This is a genomic window from Streptomyces sp. NPDC036822 (assembly GCF_055609145.1).
The window spans coordinates 50,489-69,826 of the sequence record NZ_JBVJPY010000024.1; the positions used below are offsets into that span (position 1 = coordinate 50,489).

19 protein-coding genes and 2 pseudogenes are annotated in these 19,338 nt (G+C 69.1%); 14 read left to right on the forward strand and 7 right to left on the reverse strand.

Annotated elements, in window-relative coordinates:
• Window positions 1-189 precede the first annotated feature (189 nt).
• From ACZ68P_RS32755 to ACZ68P_RS32765, 3 genes and pseudogenes are all read right to left on the reverse strand, one after another.
• Entirely contained in the window at window positions 190-657 is a 468-nt protein-coding gene (locus tag ACZ68P_RS32755) for a hypothetical protein (protein ID WP_471012629.1), read from the reverse strand.
• Between the two features lie 96 nt (window positions 658-753).
• Window positions 754-1,056: a hypothetical protein gene (locus tag ACZ68P_RS32760; RefSeq protein ID WP_471012630.1), complete on the reverse strand. Its 303-nt coding sequence runs from the start codon at window positions 1,054-1,056 to the stop codon at window positions 754-756.
• A 185-nt stretch (window positions 1,057-1,241) separates the two neighbouring features.
• Window positions 1,242-1,864, reverse strand: a pseudogene (locus tag ACZ68P_RS32765) (transposase family protein).
• On the opposite strand from ACZ68P_RS32765, the pseudogene ACZ68P_RS32770 reads away from it, so the two are divergent.
• Together ACZ68P_RS32770 and ACZ68P_RS32775 are read left to right on the forward strand one after the other, a co-directional pair.
• Window positions 1,830-1,946 (forward strand): annotated as a pseudogene (locus ACZ68P_RS32770) (IS5/IS1182 family transposase); the annotation flags it as partial. The pseudogenes ACZ68P_RS32765 and ACZ68P_RS32770 overlap by 35 nt on opposite strands.
• Window positions 1,947-2,022: 76 nt before the next feature.
• Window positions 2,023-3,069 (forward strand): hypothetical protein, encoded by a 1,047-nt coding sequence (locus ACZ68P_RS32775; RefSeq protein ID WP_471012631.1) that lies wholly within the window; start codon window positions 2,023-2,025, stop codon window positions 3,067-3,069.
• A 118-nt stretch (window positions 3,070-3,187) separates the two neighbouring features.
• On the opposite strand, the gene ACZ68P_RS32780 is transcribed toward ACZ68P_RS32775, so the two are convergent.
• Complete coding sequence (locus tag ACZ68P_RS32780) at window positions 3,188-3,871, reverse strand: hypothetical protein (protein WP_471012632.1); 684 nt, start codon at window positions 3,869-3,871, stop codon at window positions 3,188-3,190.
• 408 nt (window positions 3,872-4,279) lie between these two features.
• Between ACZ68P_RS32780 and ACZ68P_RS32785 the strand changes: the two genes are divergently transcribed.
• From ACZ68P_RS32785 to ACZ68P_RS32805, 5 genes are all read left to right on the forward strand, one after another.
• Window positions 4,280-5,092: a DUF6042 family protein gene (locus ACZ68P_RS32785; RefSeq protein ID WP_471012633.1), complete on the forward strand. Its 813-nt coding sequence runs from the start codon at window positions 4,280-4,282 to the stop codon at window positions 5,090-5,092.
• Window positions 5,089-5,652, forward strand: a complete 564-nt coding sequence (locus ACZ68P_RS32790) for a P-loop NTPase family protein (RefSeq protein WP_471012634.1) — start codon at window positions 5,089-5,091, stop codon at window positions 5,650-5,652. Before ACZ68P_RS32785 ends, ACZ68P_RS32790 begins: the two co-directional genes overlap by 4 nt.
• A 149-nt stretch (window positions 5,653-5,801) precedes the next feature.
• Window positions 5,802-6,194, forward strand: a complete 393-nt coding sequence (locus ACZ68P_RS32795; protein ID WP_471012635.1) for a hypothetical protein — start codon at window positions 5,802-5,804, stop codon at window positions 6,192-6,194.
• 346 nt (window positions 6,195-6,540) lie between these two features.
• Window positions 6,541-7,173, forward strand: a complete 633-nt coding sequence (locus ACZ68P_RS32800) for an SMI1/KNR4 family protein (RefSeq protein WP_471012636.1) — start codon at window positions 6,541-6,543, stop codon at window positions 7,171-7,173.
• A gap of 141 nt (window positions 7,174-7,314) precedes the next feature.
• Entirely contained in the window at window positions 7,315-7,914 is a 600-nt protein-coding gene (locus ACZ68P_RS32805) for an SMI1/KNR4 family protein (protein WP_471012637.1), read from the forward strand.
• Between the two features lie 141 nt (window positions 7,915-8,055).
• Here ACZ68P_RS32805 and ACZ68P_RS32810 read toward each other — a convergent pair whose 3' ends face one another.
• The gene (locus tag ACZ68P_RS32810; protein ID WP_471012640.1) at window positions 8,056-8,667 is read right to left on the reverse strand and encodes a DUF6461 domain-containing protein; all 612 of its coding nucleotides are present in this window, start codon (window positions 8,665-8,667) and stop codon (window positions 8,056-8,058) included.
• A 640-nt stretch (window positions 8,668-9,307) separates the two neighbouring features.
• Between ACZ68P_RS32810 and ACZ68P_RS32815 the strand changes: the two genes are divergently transcribed.
• The 4 genes from ACZ68P_RS32815 (at window position 9,308) to ACZ68P_RS32830 (ending at window position 15,093) form a co-directional block, all read left to right on the forward strand.
• A complete protein-coding gene (locus ACZ68P_RS32815; RefSeq protein WP_471012641.1) occupies window positions 9,308-11,293 on the forward strand; it encodes an FG-GAP-like repeat-containing protein in 1,986 nt (661 codons plus the stop codon).
• Window positions 11,294-11,729: 436 nt separating this feature from the next.
• Window positions 11,730-12,206, forward strand: a complete 477-nt coding sequence (locus ACZ68P_RS32820; RefSeq protein WP_471012672.1) for an ATP-binding protein — start codon at window positions 11,730-11,732, stop codon at window positions 12,204-12,206.
• A 595-nt stretch (window positions 12,207-12,801) separates the two neighbouring features.
• The gene (locus ACZ68P_RS32825) at window positions 12,802-13,152 is read left to right on the forward strand and encodes an alpha-amylase (protein WP_471012642.1); all 351 of its coding nucleotides are present in this window, start codon (window positions 12,802-12,804) and stop codon (window positions 13,150-13,152) included.
• Between the two features lie 285 nt (window positions 13,153-13,437).
• Window positions 13,438-15,093: a cellulase family glycosylhydrolase gene (locus ACZ68P_RS32830; RefSeq protein ID WP_471012643.1), complete on the forward strand. Its 1,656-nt coding sequence runs from the start codon at window positions 13,438-13,440 to the stop codon at window positions 15,091-15,093.
• Between the two features lie 210 nt (window positions 15,094-15,303).
• On the opposite strand, the gene ACZ68P_RS32835 is transcribed toward ACZ68P_RS32830, so the two are convergent.
• Window positions 15,304-15,735: a cupin domain-containing protein gene (locus tag ACZ68P_RS32835; RefSeq protein ID WP_471012644.1), complete on the reverse strand. Its 432-nt coding sequence runs from the start codon at window positions 15,733-15,735 to the stop codon at window positions 15,304-15,306.
• A gap of 1,350 nt (window positions 15,736-17,085) precedes the next feature.
• Between ACZ68P_RS32835 and ACZ68P_RS32840 the strand changes: the two genes are divergently transcribed.
• The 3 genes from ACZ68P_RS32840 to ACZ68P_RS32850 all read left to right on the forward strand — a co-directional run bounded on the left by ACZ68P_RS32840 (window position 17,086) and on the right by ACZ68P_RS32850 (window position 18,685).
• Window positions 17,086-17,625 carry a hypothetical protein gene (locus ACZ68P_RS32840; protein ID WP_471012645.1) on the forward strand — a complete coding sequence of 180 codons (540 nt, stop codon included), beginning with the start codon at window positions 17,086-17,088 and terminating at the stop codon, window positions 17,623-17,625.
• Window positions 17,626-17,720: 95 nt separating this feature from the next.
• Window positions 17,721-18,308 carry a TetR/AcrR family transcriptional regulator gene (locus ACZ68P_RS32845; RefSeq protein WP_471012646.1) on the forward strand — a complete coding sequence of 196 codons (588 nt, stop codon included), beginning with the start codon at window positions 17,721-17,723 and terminating at the stop codon, window positions 18,306-18,308.
• Entirely contained in the window at window positions 18,305-18,685 is a 381-nt protein-coding gene (locus tag ACZ68P_RS32850; RefSeq protein ID WP_471012647.1) for a hypothetical protein, read from the forward strand. The genes ACZ68P_RS32845 and ACZ68P_RS32850 overlap by 4 nt, the downstream gene beginning before the upstream one ends.
• An 84-nt stretch (window positions 18,686-18,769) precedes the next feature.
• Here ACZ68P_RS32850 and ACZ68P_RS32855 read toward each other — a convergent pair whose 3' ends face one another.
• Window positions 18,770-19,108 carry a hypothetical protein gene (locus tag ACZ68P_RS32855; RefSeq protein WP_471012648.1) on the reverse strand — a complete coding sequence of 113 codons (339 nt, stop codon included), beginning with the start codon at window positions 19,106-19,108 and terminating at the stop codon, window positions 18,770-18,772.
• Window positions 19,109-19,338 lie beyond the last annotated feature (230 nt).

The following is a 19,338-nucleotide window of genomic DNA, read 5'->3' on the forward strand; positions in this document are numbered from 1 at the left end:
CCCAGAGGGTCACGTCCAGAGGCCAAACCTTCGAGCTTTCTTCGAGTCACCACCCACTCCCGCATTCCGCTGGGCCGGTTCTGCGGCACGGCCCCGAACCTCATTCCACGACGGTACGGGTAGCTCCGGTCCAGCTCCACCACGCGCGAACCGACTGGCCGCAGTCGGGTCTGCGTCGGCCGGCCCGGGTCATTCTTCGGAGGCCATCCGGGCCGAGACCGGCGGTGTCCTTTCAGCGACGAAGACGCAGACGGCCGCGATCACCGTGAGCCCCACCACGGCTGGGCCGACGAAGCCGGGTACGTCGTCGGTCGCGTACGTCCCGCCGCCTCGCCGCAGGCAGACGTACCGGGGAGGCAGGTACTCGACCCGGTGGCCCACGACGTCCGCCGCCTCCGGGGCGCCTGCCGTCCGGCAGGGCCGGACGGGGAAGGCGTCGGTGCCGCTGTCGTCCGTGGCGAGCAGCGCCAGGCCGAGGTTCAGCAGCCCCCACGCGTACACGGCCGCGGCGCCCGCACCCGCCAGCGCGGCCGCGCACCTCAGCCTGGTCCGCCGGTCGGCCCGTCCCACGCCGGTCTGTCCGAGCCGGCCGAAGCCGTATCCGGCGAGCCCGAAGCACACGAGGGCCGCGGCGACGAGGAGTGCGAGGATCATCATCCGCAGATCCCATCACCCGGCGACCTCAAGGGCTAGGGCAGAGCCCACAGTTCCGTAATGGCTTCATCGACAGGCCGTCGGGGAGGCCGGCATTGTTCACGGGCCCGTGCCCCGCTCGACTGCTGCCTGCCTGCCTGCCTCGGGTCCTCGGAACGCCGCATCGTGTCCCGGCCGCTCCTGCTGCCGTACACGCCGCTTCATGACGACCGCCGGGATGCCGAGGGCCAGCAGGACCGGGATCGCGGCGGCGATCCCGAACCAGAGGAAGAGCGCCAGATAGCCGTAGGCGGCGTCGTCCACGTCGGCGTCCGCCTTCACCAGGAAGACGATGCTGAGTGCGAGAGCAACCACCATGAGGCTCGCGACGGTGATCGCGAGCCAGCACAGGATCCTGGCCAAACGCCGGTAACCGTCACTGACCTGCTGGAACCGCGGCGACCCGTACCCGCCGGGCGGCCCGGGCACGGGCCTTGGCGCCGGGCGTGGGGTCGGCCACTGGTCAGACATGGGGCCCAGTTCTACGGTGCGCGGCCCGGAATGCCAACTTCCGCCGTAGGCCAGGCCCGGGGTCGTGGCCGGTCTGGTTATGCGGCGAGGGCGAGGTTGGGCATGTGGGCGACGGCCTGGACCGCTTGGTGGAGGCCGCTGCCGCGCTGTCGACAGTCACGGAGGAACTTGTAGTGCTTCATGCGGGCGAAGGCGTGCTCAACGCGGGCCCGGACGCGCCGGTGCTCGGCGTTGTTCTCCTCCTCACCCGACGACAGGGCTCGTCCGGGCCGTTTGCGGTGCGGCACCACGAGGCCGTGTTGATGTAGGCGCCGTCGGCCAGCACGGTCACGCCTTCGCAGTGCCGGGCCAGGCCCGAGTGGCGCCAGGCCTTGGCGTCGGTGGTGTTGCCGGGCACCGGCCGGACTTCGGTGATCACCAGCCGGGTGCCGGCGTCGATGATGACCTGCACGTTCGCCGAGAACCGGTAGTTGCGTGAGGTCGCTCCGAACTTCCGGACGCGGACCGGGATCAGGGTGCCATCCACGATCCACAGCCGCTCGACCGCGCCGGCGGGACGTGTGGCCGGCTCGATCGCGAGCAGCGTCCGCAGCCGCTGGACCACCCGGCACGCCGTCGCTGGCGAGCAGCCAAAACAGCGGCGCGAGCTGTCGCATGGTGAGGTTCGATGCATCAACCGCCTGAAGCAGTGGCGCGGCATCGCCACTCGCTACGAGAAGACCGCGACCATCTACCTGGCCGGACTCCATCTCGCCGGCGTCTTCCTCTGGTCTGCCTGCTGACTCAGGGAAGCTGTGTGGTGTCAGCTGACGTGAATCGGTGCACCCACTGTCAGACGCTGCTGGCAGCATCACCGCTATGAACGCCATATTTGCCACCCCGCCGCGGCCGTTCGACATCACCGCGCTCTTCCCTCAGCTGGCTCCGCTGGCGCGCACGGCGACCCGGCTGCACCCGAGGCCGGGGTCGCCGACCGTGCACGACAGCTCCGTCGGCGGGCCGCTGCTGTGGCCCGCCGACGCGCCGTGGCCGTACTGCGACGAGCCGCACGACAGCCGCGCCGCGCCGGTGGTCCACTCCCCGGACGACGTCCGGCTCCTCCGTCACGACCGCGCCGCGGCGGCCGAGCGGCGGCGCCTCGACCCCGAGGCACCTCAGTGGACTCCCGAGGAACGAGCGACCTGGGACCGGCTCGCGGACCGCCCGTGGTTCGACGGCCCGATCCCCCTCCTCCCAGTCGCCCAGCTCTACGCCCGTGACGTCCCCTTCCCGTGCCCGCCCGACGCGGACCTCCTCCAGGTCCTGTGGTGCCCCTTCGACCACGCGGAACATGCCAGCCCCAAAACCGCACTGTTCTGGCGCTCCTCCGTGACCGTCAGGGACGTCCTCGAAGCACCACCCGAGCCGCCCATCGTCCAGCGCGACTGCTACCTCCCGGAGCCGTGCCTGCTCTCACCGGAGCAGGTCACCGAGTACCCCCACCCCTCGGAACTGGACGAGGAACTTCAGGACCAGCTGGACGACATGAGCCGCTGGGAGTCGATCGACCCCGCGCGCTACAACGCGTACGCGGACGACCCGGGCGAGCTCTACCTGAACAACCTCTCCACCGCCCCCGGCTGGAAGACCGGCGGCTGGACCCGCCGGGGCCTCACCGACCCCAAGCCCCGCCCCTGCCCCGAGTGCGGCACCGAGGAGGTCCCGCTGCTCACCATCGCCTCCTCGGAGTGGGACGGCGGCAGCGAAACCTGGATCGCCGAGGAGGAACCGGCGAACCCGGCTCCTCCTCCCCTGGGCGCCCGGTACGGCAACTTCACGCTCATCGACATCGTCGGCGGCTACAACCTCCAGCTCCACGCCTGCCCGGCCCACCCGTCCCACCCCCACATCGAGCTGGTCCCGTAAGCAAGCCCGGCGCCCAAGTACACCGAGACGCCACGACCACGCCACATCGGCACCGCGATCGACTCTCCAGGCAGCAGCCTTGGCCAACTACCAGATGATCCCAACGACGGGCCGTAGGTCACTTCTTCGCCGAGTCCCACGCGCCGGCGTGGAAGCTGCGCAGGAGAGCGATCAGCGCGGCCCCGAGCCGCCGGTCCACGCCGGGGGCGTGAAGGTGCAGTGCGTCGCCCTTGGATCTGAACTCCAGCGGGACCTGTCCGTTCGCGCGCCACCGGATACGCCGGGGTGCGCGTGCGAAGCCGCCCTCGTTGCCAGGGACGCTGTCGAAGACACTGATCACGAGTGCCATCGTCATCAGGGGCAGCAAGAGCCACCACATCCACCACCAAACGATCCTCCCCTTGAAGCCGACCGCTTCAAAGCCCCCGGGCTGCTGCACGGTCCAGCGGGTGCGCAGACCCCTGCCCCGTAGCGCCTTCTCGCGCATCACCGTGCCGATGACCTCGCCGCCGGGCCCGAGCACCTGAAACCTCGCGACGCCGCCACCGGCCGACAGGGTCACCACAGTGGCCACGCGCTGCAGGCGTTGGTCGTCGGCCCACAGGGCGAAGGAACGGGCCCCGCCGCGCCGGGTCGCAAGATACGCCGATGTGCCTCCCGGCGGCAGTTCGCGCTCCACGTACACGACCGACGGCGCCGGCCCTGACCCGTCGGAGAAGCTGACCATGTCCGACACCCTCGCCGGACCCTGGCCGTCGACCCGTCTCGGCCCGCCGTACATGGTCAGTACGTTGCTGCTCATCCGACGTGCTCCAAAGGGTAGTTGCGTTCCCGGGGCGGCTCAGTCGTTCCGGGGCCGGCCCAGTCTGTCTCACCCGCCACCCAACGGATGACCCCACCCTGGGGGAGGCCGGCTGCCAGTTCGGCTGCCGGGTTCTGTCACGCGGCCACGCACCCCGAAGGCCCCTCGGCGCCCGTCCACCGATCAGCTGCTTACCCGGTGGCCCACGCGAGCAACTCGTCCCGCTGATCGCACGACAGCGCGCTGACCAAGCGGGGCCATGCTTCACGACCTTGTCGGCGTCGTCGCGATTCATGCATGCGTCGTCGCGTACCACCATCAGGCATGATCGGACGTTTTCGAGAGCCTCGGCGCACCACAGTGCGTACGCTGCCAGCGTTCGGTCGCCTCTTTGAGGAAGAGCTACGGATGACTGAGAACGCGCCTGTGCCCGGGCCGCGCCGGGACTTGGCGATGCACAACGACTGGTGGGCCTCCGGCTGGGACCACGTCCTGCCCCGCCAGGGCTTCCCACTGACGATGCTGATCGGCACCGCGAGCCAGCCCGGCTTCACCGGCTCCCTGGACGACCTCCTGCAGGAGGCCTTCGACGGCCACTGGAGGATGTTCGGGGGCGACCTCGACAGCGCGCTCACCTTCTCGTGGCCCGACGAGGAATGGGACTACGAGGACGCGCCGGAGGGACGTGAGGCATTCGAAGCCGACCGCTGGAAGAACTTCGGCGCCATGCTCGCAGCCGCCGGCTTCCCGGTGCCGACGACCGTCCGGGATCTGTCCGAGCTCTACCTGACCTGGGGCCTGGCGCGCCGCGAGGAGGGGCCGGACGGCACCGAATGGTCGATGCCCGCCGCACTGCCGCTGCCCGAAGACCTGCTGCCCCTGGACGCCGAACTCACCGAGCGGCTCGACTGGATCCGCTGGTCGATGCGCATCGGCCCGCTCGTCGACAGGCTCATCACGCACCTGGTCGACGGGCTGGGCGGACCGCAGGAGGTCCTCACCTCGCTCGACCGCCTGGCGGTCGCCACGGGCCAGGATGCCGACGATGTCCGGCTCGCCCTCACGGAGCTCGTGGAGTCCGGCGACGCCCGGGTGCGGCGCGGGCAGGAGCCGGCGGAGGTTGAAAGGCTGGAGGCGCATCAGCGCTTCCGCCTGGTGATGGACTGGGACCACTTCAACGAGACCCGGATGTACCTGAGCCGCGAGATCGGCGGCGCATGACCGAGAGTGTCCCGGGCGCCGTGGGAACGCAGGACACGCGCCTGATCGTGGTCCGCGGCAACAGCGCCTCGGGGAAGTCGTCCGTCGCGGCCGGGCTGCGAGAGAGGTTCGGCCGCAATCTCGCGATCGTCGGCCAGGACAACCTGCGCCGGATCGTGCTGCGCGAACACGACCGGCCCGGGGCCGCGAACATCGGGCTGATCGACCTCACCGCCCGCTACGCCCTGGACCACGGCTTCCACGTCGTTGTGGAGGGCATCCTGTACGCCGACCGCTACGGCACTATGCTCCAAAACCTGGTGCGCGCCCACCGCGGTGTCTCGCGCTGCTACTACCTCCACGTCCCCTACGTGCAGACGGTGCTGCGGCACGCGACGAAGCCCGATGCCGAGTGCCGCAAGCAGGTCACCGCCGACCACCTTCGCGACTGGTACCGGGAAAAGGACCTGCTGCCCGAGGCCCTGGAAACCGTCATCGACGCGGCGAGCACCTTGGATGGCACCATCCGGCAGATCCTGCGCGAGAGCGGCCTGGACCGCGTGCTCCCGATCGACCGCTGACGAACCGACACGCGGTGGTGAGCGCAACCGGATCCTGTCCGGCTTCCGCCGGCACCGTGCCGAGGACTGCCACCTCGCACGCGGTATCCATTCGCGCCCGCGAGTCCGGGCGGCCCGCGGCCCGCATATGGGACGCGGATTTGGTTGATGTGACCCTGTCCGTCCTCGCCGCCTGGAAGGTGGTGGACACGGAGGTCAAACGGCTGACGGCGATCGCGGCGGCCGCAGCGGGCTCCTACGGCGCGAGCTACGAGCAGATCGGCGCGGTCTGGGGCATCACCCGCCAGGGCGCGCGCAAGAAGTGGCCGGACGCGGTCCCTCGCCCCGCGTCCGCGTCGGCTCGGGCGGGCGCGGTGCTCGAACTCTTCGGCGGCACAGCCGAACTGGTGCAGGACCCGCGGTCCGGTGGCTGGGCCTGGGCGGGCGAAGGCGCGGACGAGACGCGCGGCGCCGCCCAGGACGGCATCTGGTACGCGACGAAGGAAGAGGCCGCCGCTCACGCCGGAGCCTTCCTGCGGCAGCATGCTGCCGACCTCTCGTAGCACCGCGGGGAGACCCCCTGGGCACCCCTGCAAGCGGCTTTCGCCCCGTCCGTCGAGTGGGGTCTCGCGCGCCATCCGCGTGCAGGGGGAGGGGACGGCCACGGAGTCAGTCAGCGGGACCGAATTCCCGCGCGAGGACGAACGGGTCGCGAAATGGCGCGGCGGCCGGATCGTGCGTATCCCTGGCTTGAGCTACGGCAAGACCTCGTACGTCTACGTCTGTTTGCCCTGCCGGGCCTCGTGCAAGTAGTCGTACGAGCGTGAGCGGCGCTGTCCGCGGTGCGCACGCGCTCGCCGCAGGCGCAGTCCGATCCGCCTTGTCACACGCCTCGGGCAGGATGGCGTCATGGTCCAGAACATCTCGTCTCCGTCGGAAGCCTGGCGCCGGATCTCCGCATGGCTGGCGACCCACGCGCCGTCCGATTTCGCACGGCTCAATCCACCGGCGACACAGGGCGAGATTCAGCAGGCGGAGCGGCTTCTCGGCATCCCGTTCCCCAGCGATCTCGTTGAGTCTTTGAGATGCCATAACGGAGCAAGTGCCTGGTCGACCTTCCTGCCGGAGCAGTCACCGCTCACGGTGAGCGACATCGTGGATCGTTGGCAGATGTGCATGCAGGTCGCCGCGGAGAACGACGGCCTGTCCCGTCGATCCTGGGAGGACGAGCCTTGGTGGCAGCCGCTCTGGGTTCCCTGGGCCGAGAGCGCCGACGGCGGGGTCCATGTGATCGACCAACGTCCTGGCCCGCACGCGGGCCGCCTCGGCTGGGCGGGCCACAGCGGTGGCGGCGACTTCACCGACTCATGGCCCGGTCTGGCGAGCCTTCTCCACGCAGTGGCGCACGCGCTCGACCAAGGTGGTGACGTCCGCGGGCTGCATCCCTACCTCACCACTCAAGGTGATCTCTGGTGGGACGAAGAAGGCTGCGAGGAGCTCCACGGTCACCCGCTGAGGGCAGCACCGATCGGGTTGTCATAGCCTGCAGCCCAAGGCGGGCTGCCGCACTGGCCGACTCAGTGCCTCCGAACCGAAATGATGCACGCCGTATCCGAGGCACCCTGCCCGAGGCCGTTCGTGCCGCTCGCTCCGAGACGGGCTCGTACACCACTGAGGAACGCTGTGACCGACTACCTGACCGCGGCCATGGCGATGCTCGGTCCAGCCCAGAACCGCTACGCGGAGCCGGCCGCCTGGGAACAGCTCCACACGGAACTCGGATTCCGGCTCCCGTCCGACTATCGGACCCTCGTAGACGCCTACGCTCCCATCAAGCTCAACGGCCACCTGTACCTAAACCACCCCGGGACCGAACGCTGGAACCTTGGCCAGTCGATACGGGCCAAGGTCCGCGCCTGGTCCGAGGTGCCCTGGGAGGACCTCGACCCGGACGAGGACCCGCGCGTGCTGTGCGGGCTCGCGGAACTGAGCTTCGGCACCCGCGACGGACTGTGGCCGATCGCCGGTACCGATCGGGGCGAAACACTCTTCCTCGTCGCGGCGTACGGCAACGCCCCGTGGCTCCTGGTCGAGGACGGGGAGGGTGGCTGGGCACGGTACGACATGAGCTTCGCCGAGTGGCTCTACCGCTACCTCGTCGGCGAAGACATGGCCGGCCCCAACAGCTCGGCTTTCTACCCAGGTCAGGTAGAGCTGCTCAGGCTCCCGATGAGCGCCGACGAACGTCCGGAGCCGTGGAGAGGTCCGGACCGTGGCATGTGACTCCGCAAGCCACGGCAAGCACAAGTCGCCGGCGCCCAGTGAACGGAAGACCCCGCACCCAGGCTACGGCCCTGGCGACCGGAGGCTGCTTCGCCCTGGTCGGCGCCGGTTTGAGGCGGCAGCCGAGGAAGGCGGACGAGATCATCGAATCTGCACGGTGGCACAGGTGAAGGTCGTGTCCTGGAGCAGCTCGGGGGTGATGGCGACGCCGGTGAGGTGTTCCGCCAGAGCGAAGGCGGCTGGTGAGGAAAGGTCCGTCTCGGATTCAGGTGCGTCGTCATCGACGTGGAAGCCGATACGAACCATGACGTCGAGGAGTTCGTCGGGTGTGGTGCCCCACCGCTCCTCAGGGAACATGGGGTCGAAGCAAAGACGCAGGGCCTGGTCCTCGGCCCAGAAAAACGTGCCGACGGCATTGATGTTGACGAAGTGAGAGATCCAGCTCGTACCGGCGGAGGCCGGAAGCGCTCGTTCTTCGGTGACCCCGAGGTAGCCGTTGGCCTCGATCAGAAGCGTCCAAGGGCCGACGGTCGTCATGGCGACCAGCTGACGGTCGCCATCCCCGAGCTCGTACTGGGCGAAGGTGGCATCGACGACCGCGGCTATGCCCTGCAAGGGCGCCTCCTCACGTCCTTCGAGCCGGAGGATCAGCTCAGTCGGTGACAGGCCCCGCACCAGGGTGAAGCAGTACGCCTCGGCGATGTCTGGAAAGTCGTTCTCGAACCATGCGTAGTCCGCCCCGGTCTTCGTCATGCCGCTCATTCTTACCTCTGGGTCTGACAGTGAGGATGTGCCGGGCGTCGTTCGGGAGGCTGACTCCGGGTCTCACTGACGTAGTGGCTGTCTGTCTGTTGAACTGTCCGGCGAATCGATACACGCACGAGCAGATGTCTCGGCGCCGGCAAGGCGCAGCAGCGCCCTGCCCCGTCGGCATGGGACGCGGCTGTTGCCTGTGTCGGTTCGCTTCTCCCGCCTGCGGGCTCCGGAGCCGGTACGCCCCAGGCTACGACCGGCACCGAAGCGCAGCTGCTTACGAGTTCGCCACGAACACGAGCGCGGCCGGCACCTCACGGGTCACCATGCCGACGCCGGCCACCACCTTGGTGCCGTGACGGCGCCTTCGGAACCACCCGCTGGAACAGCTCCAACAACTCATGCGGCACCAGCCGCTGAACGCTCCCTGCCACGCTCCGCAGGCCACCGAGCCAATTGAAATAGCAGTTCAGAGAAGGATTTTGAATGATCTAATGATCGACGGCCCCGCAGGCTCGGTCGTCGTCTTTGCCATGGCTGTGGCGAGATGAACGATCCGGCCGGGCGAGGCTCGCTCCCCATGCACCCCCGCCGAGGGGTGCATTTCTCTCGTTCGACGGCAAGGGATGTGAAGAGCTGGATGAGGAGACCTTCCATAGCAGTGGGCTCGGCCGCGCTGTGCTTCGCGCTGCTCGGCCTGTCCACGGGCGCCGGTAGCGCGACCGCCGCGCCGGGGCAACCGGCAGGGGCGGCCACGGCATTCGCCGGCACGGCGGATGCGCCGACCATGGAGGCGGCCGAACCGGGCACCGGCGTCCGGCTGGCCGGCACCGGTGCCCGTCACGACTACAACGGTGACGGCCGCAGCGATCTGGCCGCCTGGTACGACTACGCGGACGGGCACGACGCCGTACGTACCTTCCTCGCGGGCTCAAACGGCGCTTTCGCCGCGCCCGGGCTGGGCTGGGAGACCCCCGCGGGCAACTACTGGGTCGAGAACATGAAGCGCCTCACCGGCGACTTCAACGGGGACGGTGTGGGCGACCTCGCGGCCTTCTACGGTTACGAGGACGGTCGGGTCACCCTGCTGACCTGGCTCGGCCGTGGAGACGGCAGCTTCGCGGGTCCTCTTCATTCCTGGACCGCGGCGCCGGGCAACTGGAATTTCGACGCCATGACCGCCCAGGCCGGCGACTTCAACGGGGACGGCCGTGACGACGTCGCCGTCTGGTACGCCTACGGAGACGGCAGCGACAAACTCTTCACGATGCTCGCCCGCCCGGACGGCGGTTTCGGCGCGCACTTCTCCTCCTTCCAGCGGGCCCCGGGGGATGGCTGGCACGTCAATCGCATGAAGTTCGCCACCGGTGACTTCAACGGGGATGGTCGTGCCGACCTCGCGGCGCTGTACGGGTACCGGGACGGCAGTGTGAAACTGTTGTACTGGGCCGGGCGGACCGATGGCGGATTCGCCGAGCCCGTGCACGGCTGGGAGTCCACGGGCTGGACGTTCCGGCAGGCGAGTCTGCACGCGGGCGACTTCGACGGTGACGGCCGTGACGAACTGGCTGCCTGGTACGACTACGCGGACGGACACGACGCGGTGATCGGCTTCCGTCTCGGCACGGACGGAACGTTCGGCGCGCGGCGGGACATGCTGGCCCTCCCTGTGGGATCGTACGATCGTTCGCGTATGAAGATCGTCACCGGTGACTTCAACGGGGACGGCCGCGACGACCTGGCCACTCTCTACGGCTACGCCGACGGACGGGTGAAGACGATCACCTTCACCGCCAAGTCCGACGGTGCCCTCAACAGTCCCCTGCACAGCTGGGAGTCCGAGCCCGGCAACTGGACCTTCAGCCAGGTCCACATGATGGAGGGGTACACCAGCCCCACCCTGCTGCCCTACTGTCCCGCGGTGTTCGGGCACGGCGGGTGGCCCCAAGAGCCGGGAGGCTGGCAAGAAGACCAGATCCGTGCAGCGAACCACCCCAGGGGCCTCGCCCAGGAGAAGAGCTGGGGCGCGGCCGGGGTGGAGGCCGATCTGCGGCTGACCAAGAACGGCGCCAAGGCCGTGATGTGGCACAACAACACCACCTACGGGCTGACCGGATCGTCCGATCCCATCTCGGAGCTCTCGTGGGCGAGCGGGACGAACCCGCTCAATGGACGCACCATCACGCGCGGCCCTTACACGGGTGAGACCGTGTACACGTTCCGCGAGTGGCTCGACAGCGCCAAGGCCCTCGGCATGGTCGTGCTGGTGGAGGTGAAGCCGGAAACGAAGGTGTCTCTCCTCAGCAGCGACTCGTCGATCCGGGAGACGGCCTGGAACGAGGTGCTCGCACCGATCGCGGAGCGCATCGCGTCCCAGGAGATCATGATCTACACAGGTGACAAGGACCTGGATCCGGTGCTCCGGAGCCGGGTCAGCGCCGCAGGCCTCTCCGCGGCCCTCACCGGTTTGCCCGACTGGTACGACGTCGTCGACTGGCAGGAGCCGCCCCCGCCGGCCTCCGGCAACTACGCCTCCTGGCAGCGGGCGCTGGACGCCGATGCGACCCGCCTGGCCACCTCGTGGACGCCGGGCCTCACCGACTGGATGGACGGACGCTGCGTCTGACGTTCGCACCGGGCCGCGGGGGAGGCGATGAAGTTCGCCTCCCCCGCGGCCCGGTGCTTTCCGCATGTCGCTCCACAGCCGGAGAGACTCCGTCTGACCTCAAAGTCCCCCGCTGAAGAGCCGGCAACGGCCGACCGGTGCGAGCGGCGCGGTTCCGGCATCATCAGCCGCCCGGCAGCTCCCTGTGGAACGCCACCACACCGCGCCCCGCCCCGACGCTTCGGCCGAGCGTCTTGATGTCCGACGCCGTCACTGACCTCGGCCGCGGCTGGGCCGCGGGTCGTGTCGCGTACGGATGCCCCTCTCTGCTCGTACAGCCGGCCAGCGCAGGTAGGCGCTTTTCGAGCCCGCAGGCTTTCGGTGGGAATGAGAGCAGGTTTTTGGGGTAAGCGGGACGCGGCAGACGCGCGGGCACGGGGGCGGATCGGGTATGGACATGGAACAGACAGCGCACGGCGAGCACCGGCAACCGATGCTGATGAGTGACGACATCTCGGTGACCGGGGCCTTCGAGGGCAGCGAGGACATCGCCGCAGCCCGCGATCTGGCCGGTCGTTTTCTTGCTGACGTGCAAGCCGTGCACGGGCTGCCGGTGTCCGCGCGTGCGATGGGGATGGTGCAGCTCGTGGTCAGCGAGCTGGTGACCAACGCCCGGAAGTACGCGCCCGGCCCGTGCCTGCTGACCCTGACCGTCGATGGCGGCGCCATCGAGGTGAGCGTATGGGACAGCAATCCCACGCCGCCGGCGATCCTGGGGCCCGACCCGAGCCGCATCGGGCAGCATGGCCTGGAGATCGTCATGGCGGTGAGTCAGACCTTCGCGGTCCACCGTGAACCGGTCGGGAAGCGAATCGCCACGTCCGTCACGCTGGCCGACGATCCTGGCGGCGACGTCACCGGCCGCCAACTGTGATGGCACCACTGATTGCACCACCTTGATCGGCCGGCCGTCGGGTGCAAGGTCGGCGCCAAGGGTTGATGAGGTCCTTCGTGGCGACTGTGCCGGTTCTGACCCGGCGGAAGCGTAAGCCGGCACTGTCGGCCCTCCGGATGGTCGGCGACAGTGACGCTATTCCTGCGCGCTGCCCACCCCAGCCGGAGGACAAGGCCCGCGCCCCGCTCTGGCGCATTCGTGCGCCACGCCGCACCGTGCCATCGACCTGCGCACTCGTCCTGTCACCGCCCGCACGAAGACGGCGCCAGTAGCTGACCGCCTCTCGTGGCAAGGGACGGTCTGTCGGGGCGCTTCTGTCAGCCACAGGGCGGACGCCGCCGCCCCAGCACCGCGGTGAGTCCGTCTTCGGTCAGCCTGGGGCCTGGAGTGAGGTCAGCGCGGTCACTGTTCCTCCCGTCCAGTCGAGCGATTTGCTACCAGACTGCAAGGCCTTGCAAGCAAAAGCGAGTCTTCATCGGCATCTGACGTGCAGTTTTGTCGGCGACGACGTTCCATGGCTGAAAAGTCATTCATTGGTTTGCGCAAGTTCTTCCATGGTCGTCAGGATGGATGCATGACAAACCTGACCCTCACGGCGCGCACATCGCGCTTCGTCGCCCTCGGTGCCGCGGTTGCGCTCGGCCTGCTGGCTCCTCTGACCGTCGCCTCATCCGCCCAAGCGGCAGCCTCGTCCGCGCCTCCTGAGTGCGTGCAGTACTACGCGAGCTGGCGCTACACCTCGGTCGTCAACGGCTGTGCCCTCACGGTCGCCGTCGCAGTCGAGTACGCGGACGGTCAGGTCGCCCCCTGCCGTGTCATCGAGCCTGGAGCGTCGGCGACCTTCGCGGGTTACGGTCCGCAGCTCAACTACGTAACGGGGTTGCGGACGTGCGAGACCGACCCCGGCACTCCTCTCGCGGCCTGAGCCCCTTCGACTCTGAGGAAGCCGGTGAAGGGTGCGGCCTCGCAACGCCTCACCCTTCACGGCCGCGCTGGATCGGCCATGGATCGTGTCGTGCGTCGGGCTTGGTTCGCACGTCGGGCCCGCACCGGACATGTCGGCATGCCGGGCAGTTTCGGATGCCTGACTGCTCGTCAAATAGGCCGTCGTGGAACGAAGTTGCGGCCCCGGGTCTTGACGCCCCCGCGTCGCGCTGACTTGTATGGGAGCGCTCCCACACCACAGCAGCACCCGTCGACTGGAGGCCCCGTGAATACCCGAGCAGCGCCCCTGCCCCATGCCGTCCTCGCCCTCGTGACGGGGATCGCGACCCTGCTCGCGTACGTCCTCCTCGGGGCGGCCACCGCCCAGGCACGGACCGCCGACGCCGTGGCGACAGGACTCCACGTCAGCGACGGACGGCTGCTGGAGGCGAACGGCAACGACTTCGTGATGCGGGGCGTCAATCACGCCCACACCTGGTATCCGGGCGAGACCCAGTCGCTTGGCGACATCAAGGCCCTCGGGGCCAACAGCGTCCGGGTCGTGCTCGCCAGCGGCCACCGCTGGTCCGCGAACAGCCCCGCCGACGTCCAGTCGGTCGTCGCCGACTGCAAGGCCAACCGGCTGATCTGCGTCCTGGAGGTCCACGACACCACCGGATACGGCGAGGAGGCGGCCGCCGGAACCCTCGACCAGGCGGCCGACTACTGGATCGGCCTGAAGGGCGTCCTCGCCGGCCAGGAGGACTACATCATCGTCAACATCGGCAACGAGCCGTGGGGCAACGCCGACCCGGCCGGCTGGACCGCCCCCACCATCGCCGCCGTGAAGAAGCTGCGTGCCGCCGGATTCGCGCACGCGATCATGGTGGACGCGCCCAACTGGGGCCAGGACTGGCAAGGCGTCATGAAGGCCCAGGCGCAGTCCGTGTACGCCGCCGACACCACCGGCAACCTGGTCTTCTCCATCCACATGTACAGCGTCTTCGACACCGCGCAGGAGATCCGGGACTACCTGGGGGCGTTCGCCGCGGCTCGGCTCCCGATTCTCATCGGTGAGTTCGGCGGACCCGCCGACCAGTGGGGCGACCCCGACGAGGACACCATGATGGCCGCGGCCGAGGAGCTCCGCCTCGGCTACCTCGCGTGGTCCTGGAGTGGGAACACCGACCCTGTCCTCGACCTCGCCATCGACTTCGACCCGAGCCGCCTCAGCGGCTGGGGTGAGCGGATCTTCCACGGCGAGAACGGCATCGCCCAGACCTCTCGGGAGGCCACCGTCTTCGGCGGCGGCACTCAGGACACCCAGCCCCCGACCGCCCCCGGCGCACCCTCGGCCACCGACGTCACCGCCGACTCCGCCACCCTGACCTGGCCGGCAGCCACCGACGACACCGGAGTCACGGGCTACGACATCGTCCGAGTCAGCGGCACCACAGAGGCCCCGGTCGCTTCCACCACCACTGCCGGGGCCACCGTGAGGGGCCTCATCGCCGACACCACGTACACCTTCGCCGTCTACGCCCGAGACGCGGCGGGGAACCGTTCCGCCCGCTCCGCCTCCATCGATGTCACCACCGACAAGGGCACCCCCGTCCCCGGCGCAAGCTGCGCCGTCGGCTACCGGGTGGTCGGCGACTGGCCGGGCGGTTTCCAGGGCGAGATCGTCGTGCGGAACACCGGCACCACCCCCGTCAACGGCTGGACGCTCGGCTTCTCCTTCGCCGCCGGTCAGACCGTCGCCCAGGCCTGGGGCGGCACCGCCGCGCAGACAGGCAGCACGGTCGCGGTGACGCCCGCCTCCTACACCGCCACCATCGCCCCTTCCGGTTCCGTCACCGTTGGCTTCATCGGAACCAAGGGTGCGACGAACCCGTCCCCGGCCGCCTTCACCCTCAACGGTGCTGCCTGCGCCACGTCCTGAACTCTCGGGGCGCGGACACACAGTCCGCGCCCCGGGCTCTTCGCGCCTCGGCCGTCTTACGGACGTAGACGGCGGGGGAGCGACCGCAGGAGAACCTCGACGTCAGGAAGCTGGGGGCCGGGGTTCGATGAGGGTCCTCGGCGAGGCGGCGGGCCGGGGGAGGGGTCGGCCGATCCCTCTGCCACCACGCCGAGGATGCCGGCGTTCGATTCATCCGACGCCGACGGCAAGCGGGCCGACCCTGGACTCCAACCACACCGGGAGGTCGAGGAGTCGGACGCCCTCCTGCTCGTCGGGATCGGTCCGCGCGACCAGGCACACCATGTCGTCCGCGCCGGTGTTCACCGGCATGTGCGGGGTGTCCGCCGGGATGTGGATGTAGTCGCCCGCCCGCAGCGTCACGTGCTCGGTCAGCCCCTCTCCGTGCCAGACCTCGACCTGACCGGACTGGATGAAGATGGCCGACTCGTGCCCCTCGTGCAGGTGAGGACGGCCTCTGGTCCCGGCGGGCATGACCAGGCGGTGGAGACACAGCCGCTCCGCGCCCGCCGACTGGGCACTGATGCCCGCGCCGAACGTGCCGCCCTGAAGTCCCTCGTACTGCCCGGTCCGGACCACCGTGCACTGCTTGTGATCTGCCATACGCGCAGTACAACAGCCCCTCCACACCGTTCGAGCAATTCCCGCCAGAAGCTCGACTGTGGCCACGGGAGGGCGCGGCGCTGGACCCCGGCGTGCGGTGGCGCGTGCCTCGAGCATGTCGACGGCCCGGCCCGTGAAGTGAGCGGAGTGGTCCTCGGTGAGACCGCTGGCGAGTGCATGGAGGGGCCCCGGTGCCATACGGCACCAGGGCCCCGAAGGAACTGCTACACCATCTGCCGACCCTGATACTGCGCCGGCCTTCTGAGTCCGCGCGCTCGACCTGGCTGCTGTCGGGAGTGCGGGGATCGCGGATGCCTGACCGGAGACCACCTCACTATCGATGTCCTGCGGTACCCGGGCCCAAGGCTTCCGCCCGGGCGATCCTGATGGCGCGGGTCCCTCCGTTCTTCCTCGCTGATCGAATTGCTGCTCACCCGGTGCGCGCGTCCGCAGCCCGACGCCTTCACCGAGGTACTGCCACTGCAGCAACTGCGGTACTGCTCGCGGCGGCCCCTGATCACTGCGGGCCACCCGGTCCGGTCGTCAGTCCCGTCGCCGCCCTGCAACAACCCTGGCTTCGAGACTCCACCACCGAACCGCTCTGCTTACTGTTACTGCGGTACTGCTGCCCGGCAGTTCATCCCTGCCGGGCCCTGCTGTCTCTCTGGGCTACGAGAGAAACCATAGCGACGGCGCCACCCAATGTCTACTCTCACCGACATAGATTTTCCTGTGTTCGTCGGTGAGCTAATCGACCTCTCGTGGTGGCGACTGCAGACGCAAACGGGGGCCATCGCCCGGTGCCTGAAACCGGGTTGAGGGCCGCCACCGGGTCGGCCAGGGCGGACGCTGACGATCAGACAGAAGGGGTACGGGAGGGGCCGATGAGCATCGCGGCTGCGTCCACCAGTCCTGAGGCAACCGCCCCGCGCGCTTCGAAGCGCCTGCGCCGCCCAGCCTCCAACAGCTCGAACCTGTCTCCATCCGAGGCGCGGAAGGCGCAGACCTCCTCGTCGGCTCGTAGGAGAAATTGGATACCGCCGCTCTTTCGACCCTCGTAGGCTCGGACCTCGCAACAGGGCCTCGCCTCGAACCCTCGCCTGGCTGGATCGATGATGGGCACGCGCCTCTCGCGAAGGTACGGCAAACCTTCCAGGCCCCCGCCCCATCGCAGAAGGCATCAGCCGAAGACTCGGCCTTTTGCGCCGCCCGTGGCAGCCGCCATTACCCGGAGAACCGATGAAGCTACCCCTCACCATCCACCAAGCACGCCTCGGCTCCACGGAGTTCAAGGTCATACGACCAGCCCGGCCCCTCACACACGCGGTGCTCATCGACTGCGATCGACACTTGGACGCGTACCTCGATCAGGACGCCGCCCAGCGAATCGGCGGGCTGTGGAAGCTCGCGGCTTCTTCGCCGCGCTCCCTGGTCCACCTGCCGATGCGGGCCAACCGGCCCCCGTCCCGAGAGGCGCCGAACGAGGGTACGCGGCAGCTTGATCTCGTGCTGATGCACCACTCCCTGCAGTTCGCGCCGTCGCGCTGGAAAGAAGTGCGAGGGCGACTCGGCCGGGGCCGTCCGCAGACCGTGACGCTGACTGGCCCCGAACATGCCGGCGAAGCCGCTGACCCCGCCGCACGGCACTACCAGGAGAACCGGGATCTGTTTCACCAGCATCTCCACGCGGAGACCCTGTTCATGACAGGCAGTGCGAAGGTGTTCAAAGACACCGCCCAGCACTTCTTCGACGTCGCCCGCCATGGCCCCGGGCACGTCCCCGTCCATCCGGGCTACCCGCATTTTTGCACCCAGCTGCACTCAAACGCCGGCATCCTCGGCGACGCACGTGAAATCCACATCGAGTACTGCGACCAGTGGGAGTCATGACCCCCACGATCCGAACTCGGGCTTCGACGCCACGAAGCGACCGCCCTCCGTCGGCCCCTTGTTTACCTTACGGGTCGACCCGTAAGGTAAATGCCATGAGTTCCACTCCGTCCTCCAGAGGGCGCCCCAGGGATCCGCGATCGCACTCGGCGATCATCAGTGCGACGGCAGAGCTGGTGGTCGAGGTCGGCTATGCGGCGACGTCGATCGGGGCCGTGGCCGCGCGGGCGGGTGTCGGCAAGGACACGATCTATCGGCGGTGGGCGGGCAAGCCGGAGTTGGTCTTCGAGGCGGTCTTCACGACCACCGACGATGTCCCGCCTCCGGACAGCGGAACACTGGCCGGGGACCTGACCGTGCTGCTGCAGGGCCTGGTGGACGAGTTTCGCGCGCCTGCCGCCGCGGCGGCACTGCCGGGGTTGCTCGCCGACTTCGCGGCCGATCCGGAACTGAAGGCGCGCATCCGTGGCGACTTCCTGGCCCCGTCGAAGGAACGGCTGCTGGTCGTCTTCGAACGCGCCGTGGTGCGCGGGGAGATCGCGGCCGAAACGCCCGTGGACCTGGTCCTGGACACGCTGGCGGGGGCCGTGTTCTTCCACGTGGGTCTGGTCGGGGAGCACCCTGCCCCGCAGCTGGCCGCACTGCTGGCCGCTGTCGTGGCCAAAGGAATCGAGGTCCGATGAACGGCTGGCTTCTCGCGGCAGGGGTGACCGCGCTCGGCGTGGCCGCGGTCCACATCGTCGCCGGGCACCGCGATGTGGTGCGCCCGCTACTGTCCTGCGGGCTCGCGGACGAACCCAAGCGTGTCCTGCACGCCGTCTGGCACATGGTGAGCGTCGACCTCGTGCTCTCCGGACTCGCTCTCCTCTACCTCGCGTTGAGGGACGGAACGGCGGGTGCGGGCCTGGTGGCGTGGTTCGTGGCCGCGCACTTCCTCGCGTACGCGGCGGCCTTCCTGGTCGTCACGCTGTCCGTCGGCTGGCCCCGCCCCCTGCTCCGCCTGCCGCAGTGGATTCTGCTCCTGCCGGTCGCGGCACTGGCAGCGGCGGGCGCCGCGTAGTCCAGCGAGAACGACCGCCAGGGCTTCAGAGCGCGGCCAAGAGCTATCGCCTAAGGGGCCCGGCGCTGGCGCGGGCGGCCGGGCTCAGCAGGTGACGACCTTGCCGTACGAACCGCGCCCCCAGTTCCACTCCCACGACTGTCGCGGCTGATATGTCAGGCAGCGCGAGTCGGGGCCCCAGTCGATGACGACCTTCAGGTGCATCGTCTCGTCGCACCCGTTGGTGACCTTCACGTAGTTCTCGTGCTTGATGACATCCCGCTTGACGCAGGAGGGCGCGGTGCCCCTGAGCTGCGCTTGGGCCGCGTGGGCGCCGACGGGGGCGGCGAGGAGTGATGCGAGGGCGGTGGCCGCGACGAGCGCGGTCGTGCGCCGTGCCGTCGAGGTGGCAAAGCGCACGGTATCGACCTGGGTGTGGATCATGAGGCCACCCTCCCGCAAAGCCTCGCGCGTCCGGCGGGCCTCGCCGAGGGAACCCCTCGAACGAGGGAGGAGAAGCGGCCGAGGTGACACCGGGTGGGCGGTCGCTCCCGACAAGCCCGCAGGGCGGCCGCTGCGGTCGTCTGCCGCCCTTCCTCGGAAACGTGGAAGGTGCGCCAACCGTTGTGCGCGTCCCGGCCGGCGGGACTCGTCATCGCGGCGGCCTGGGGAGG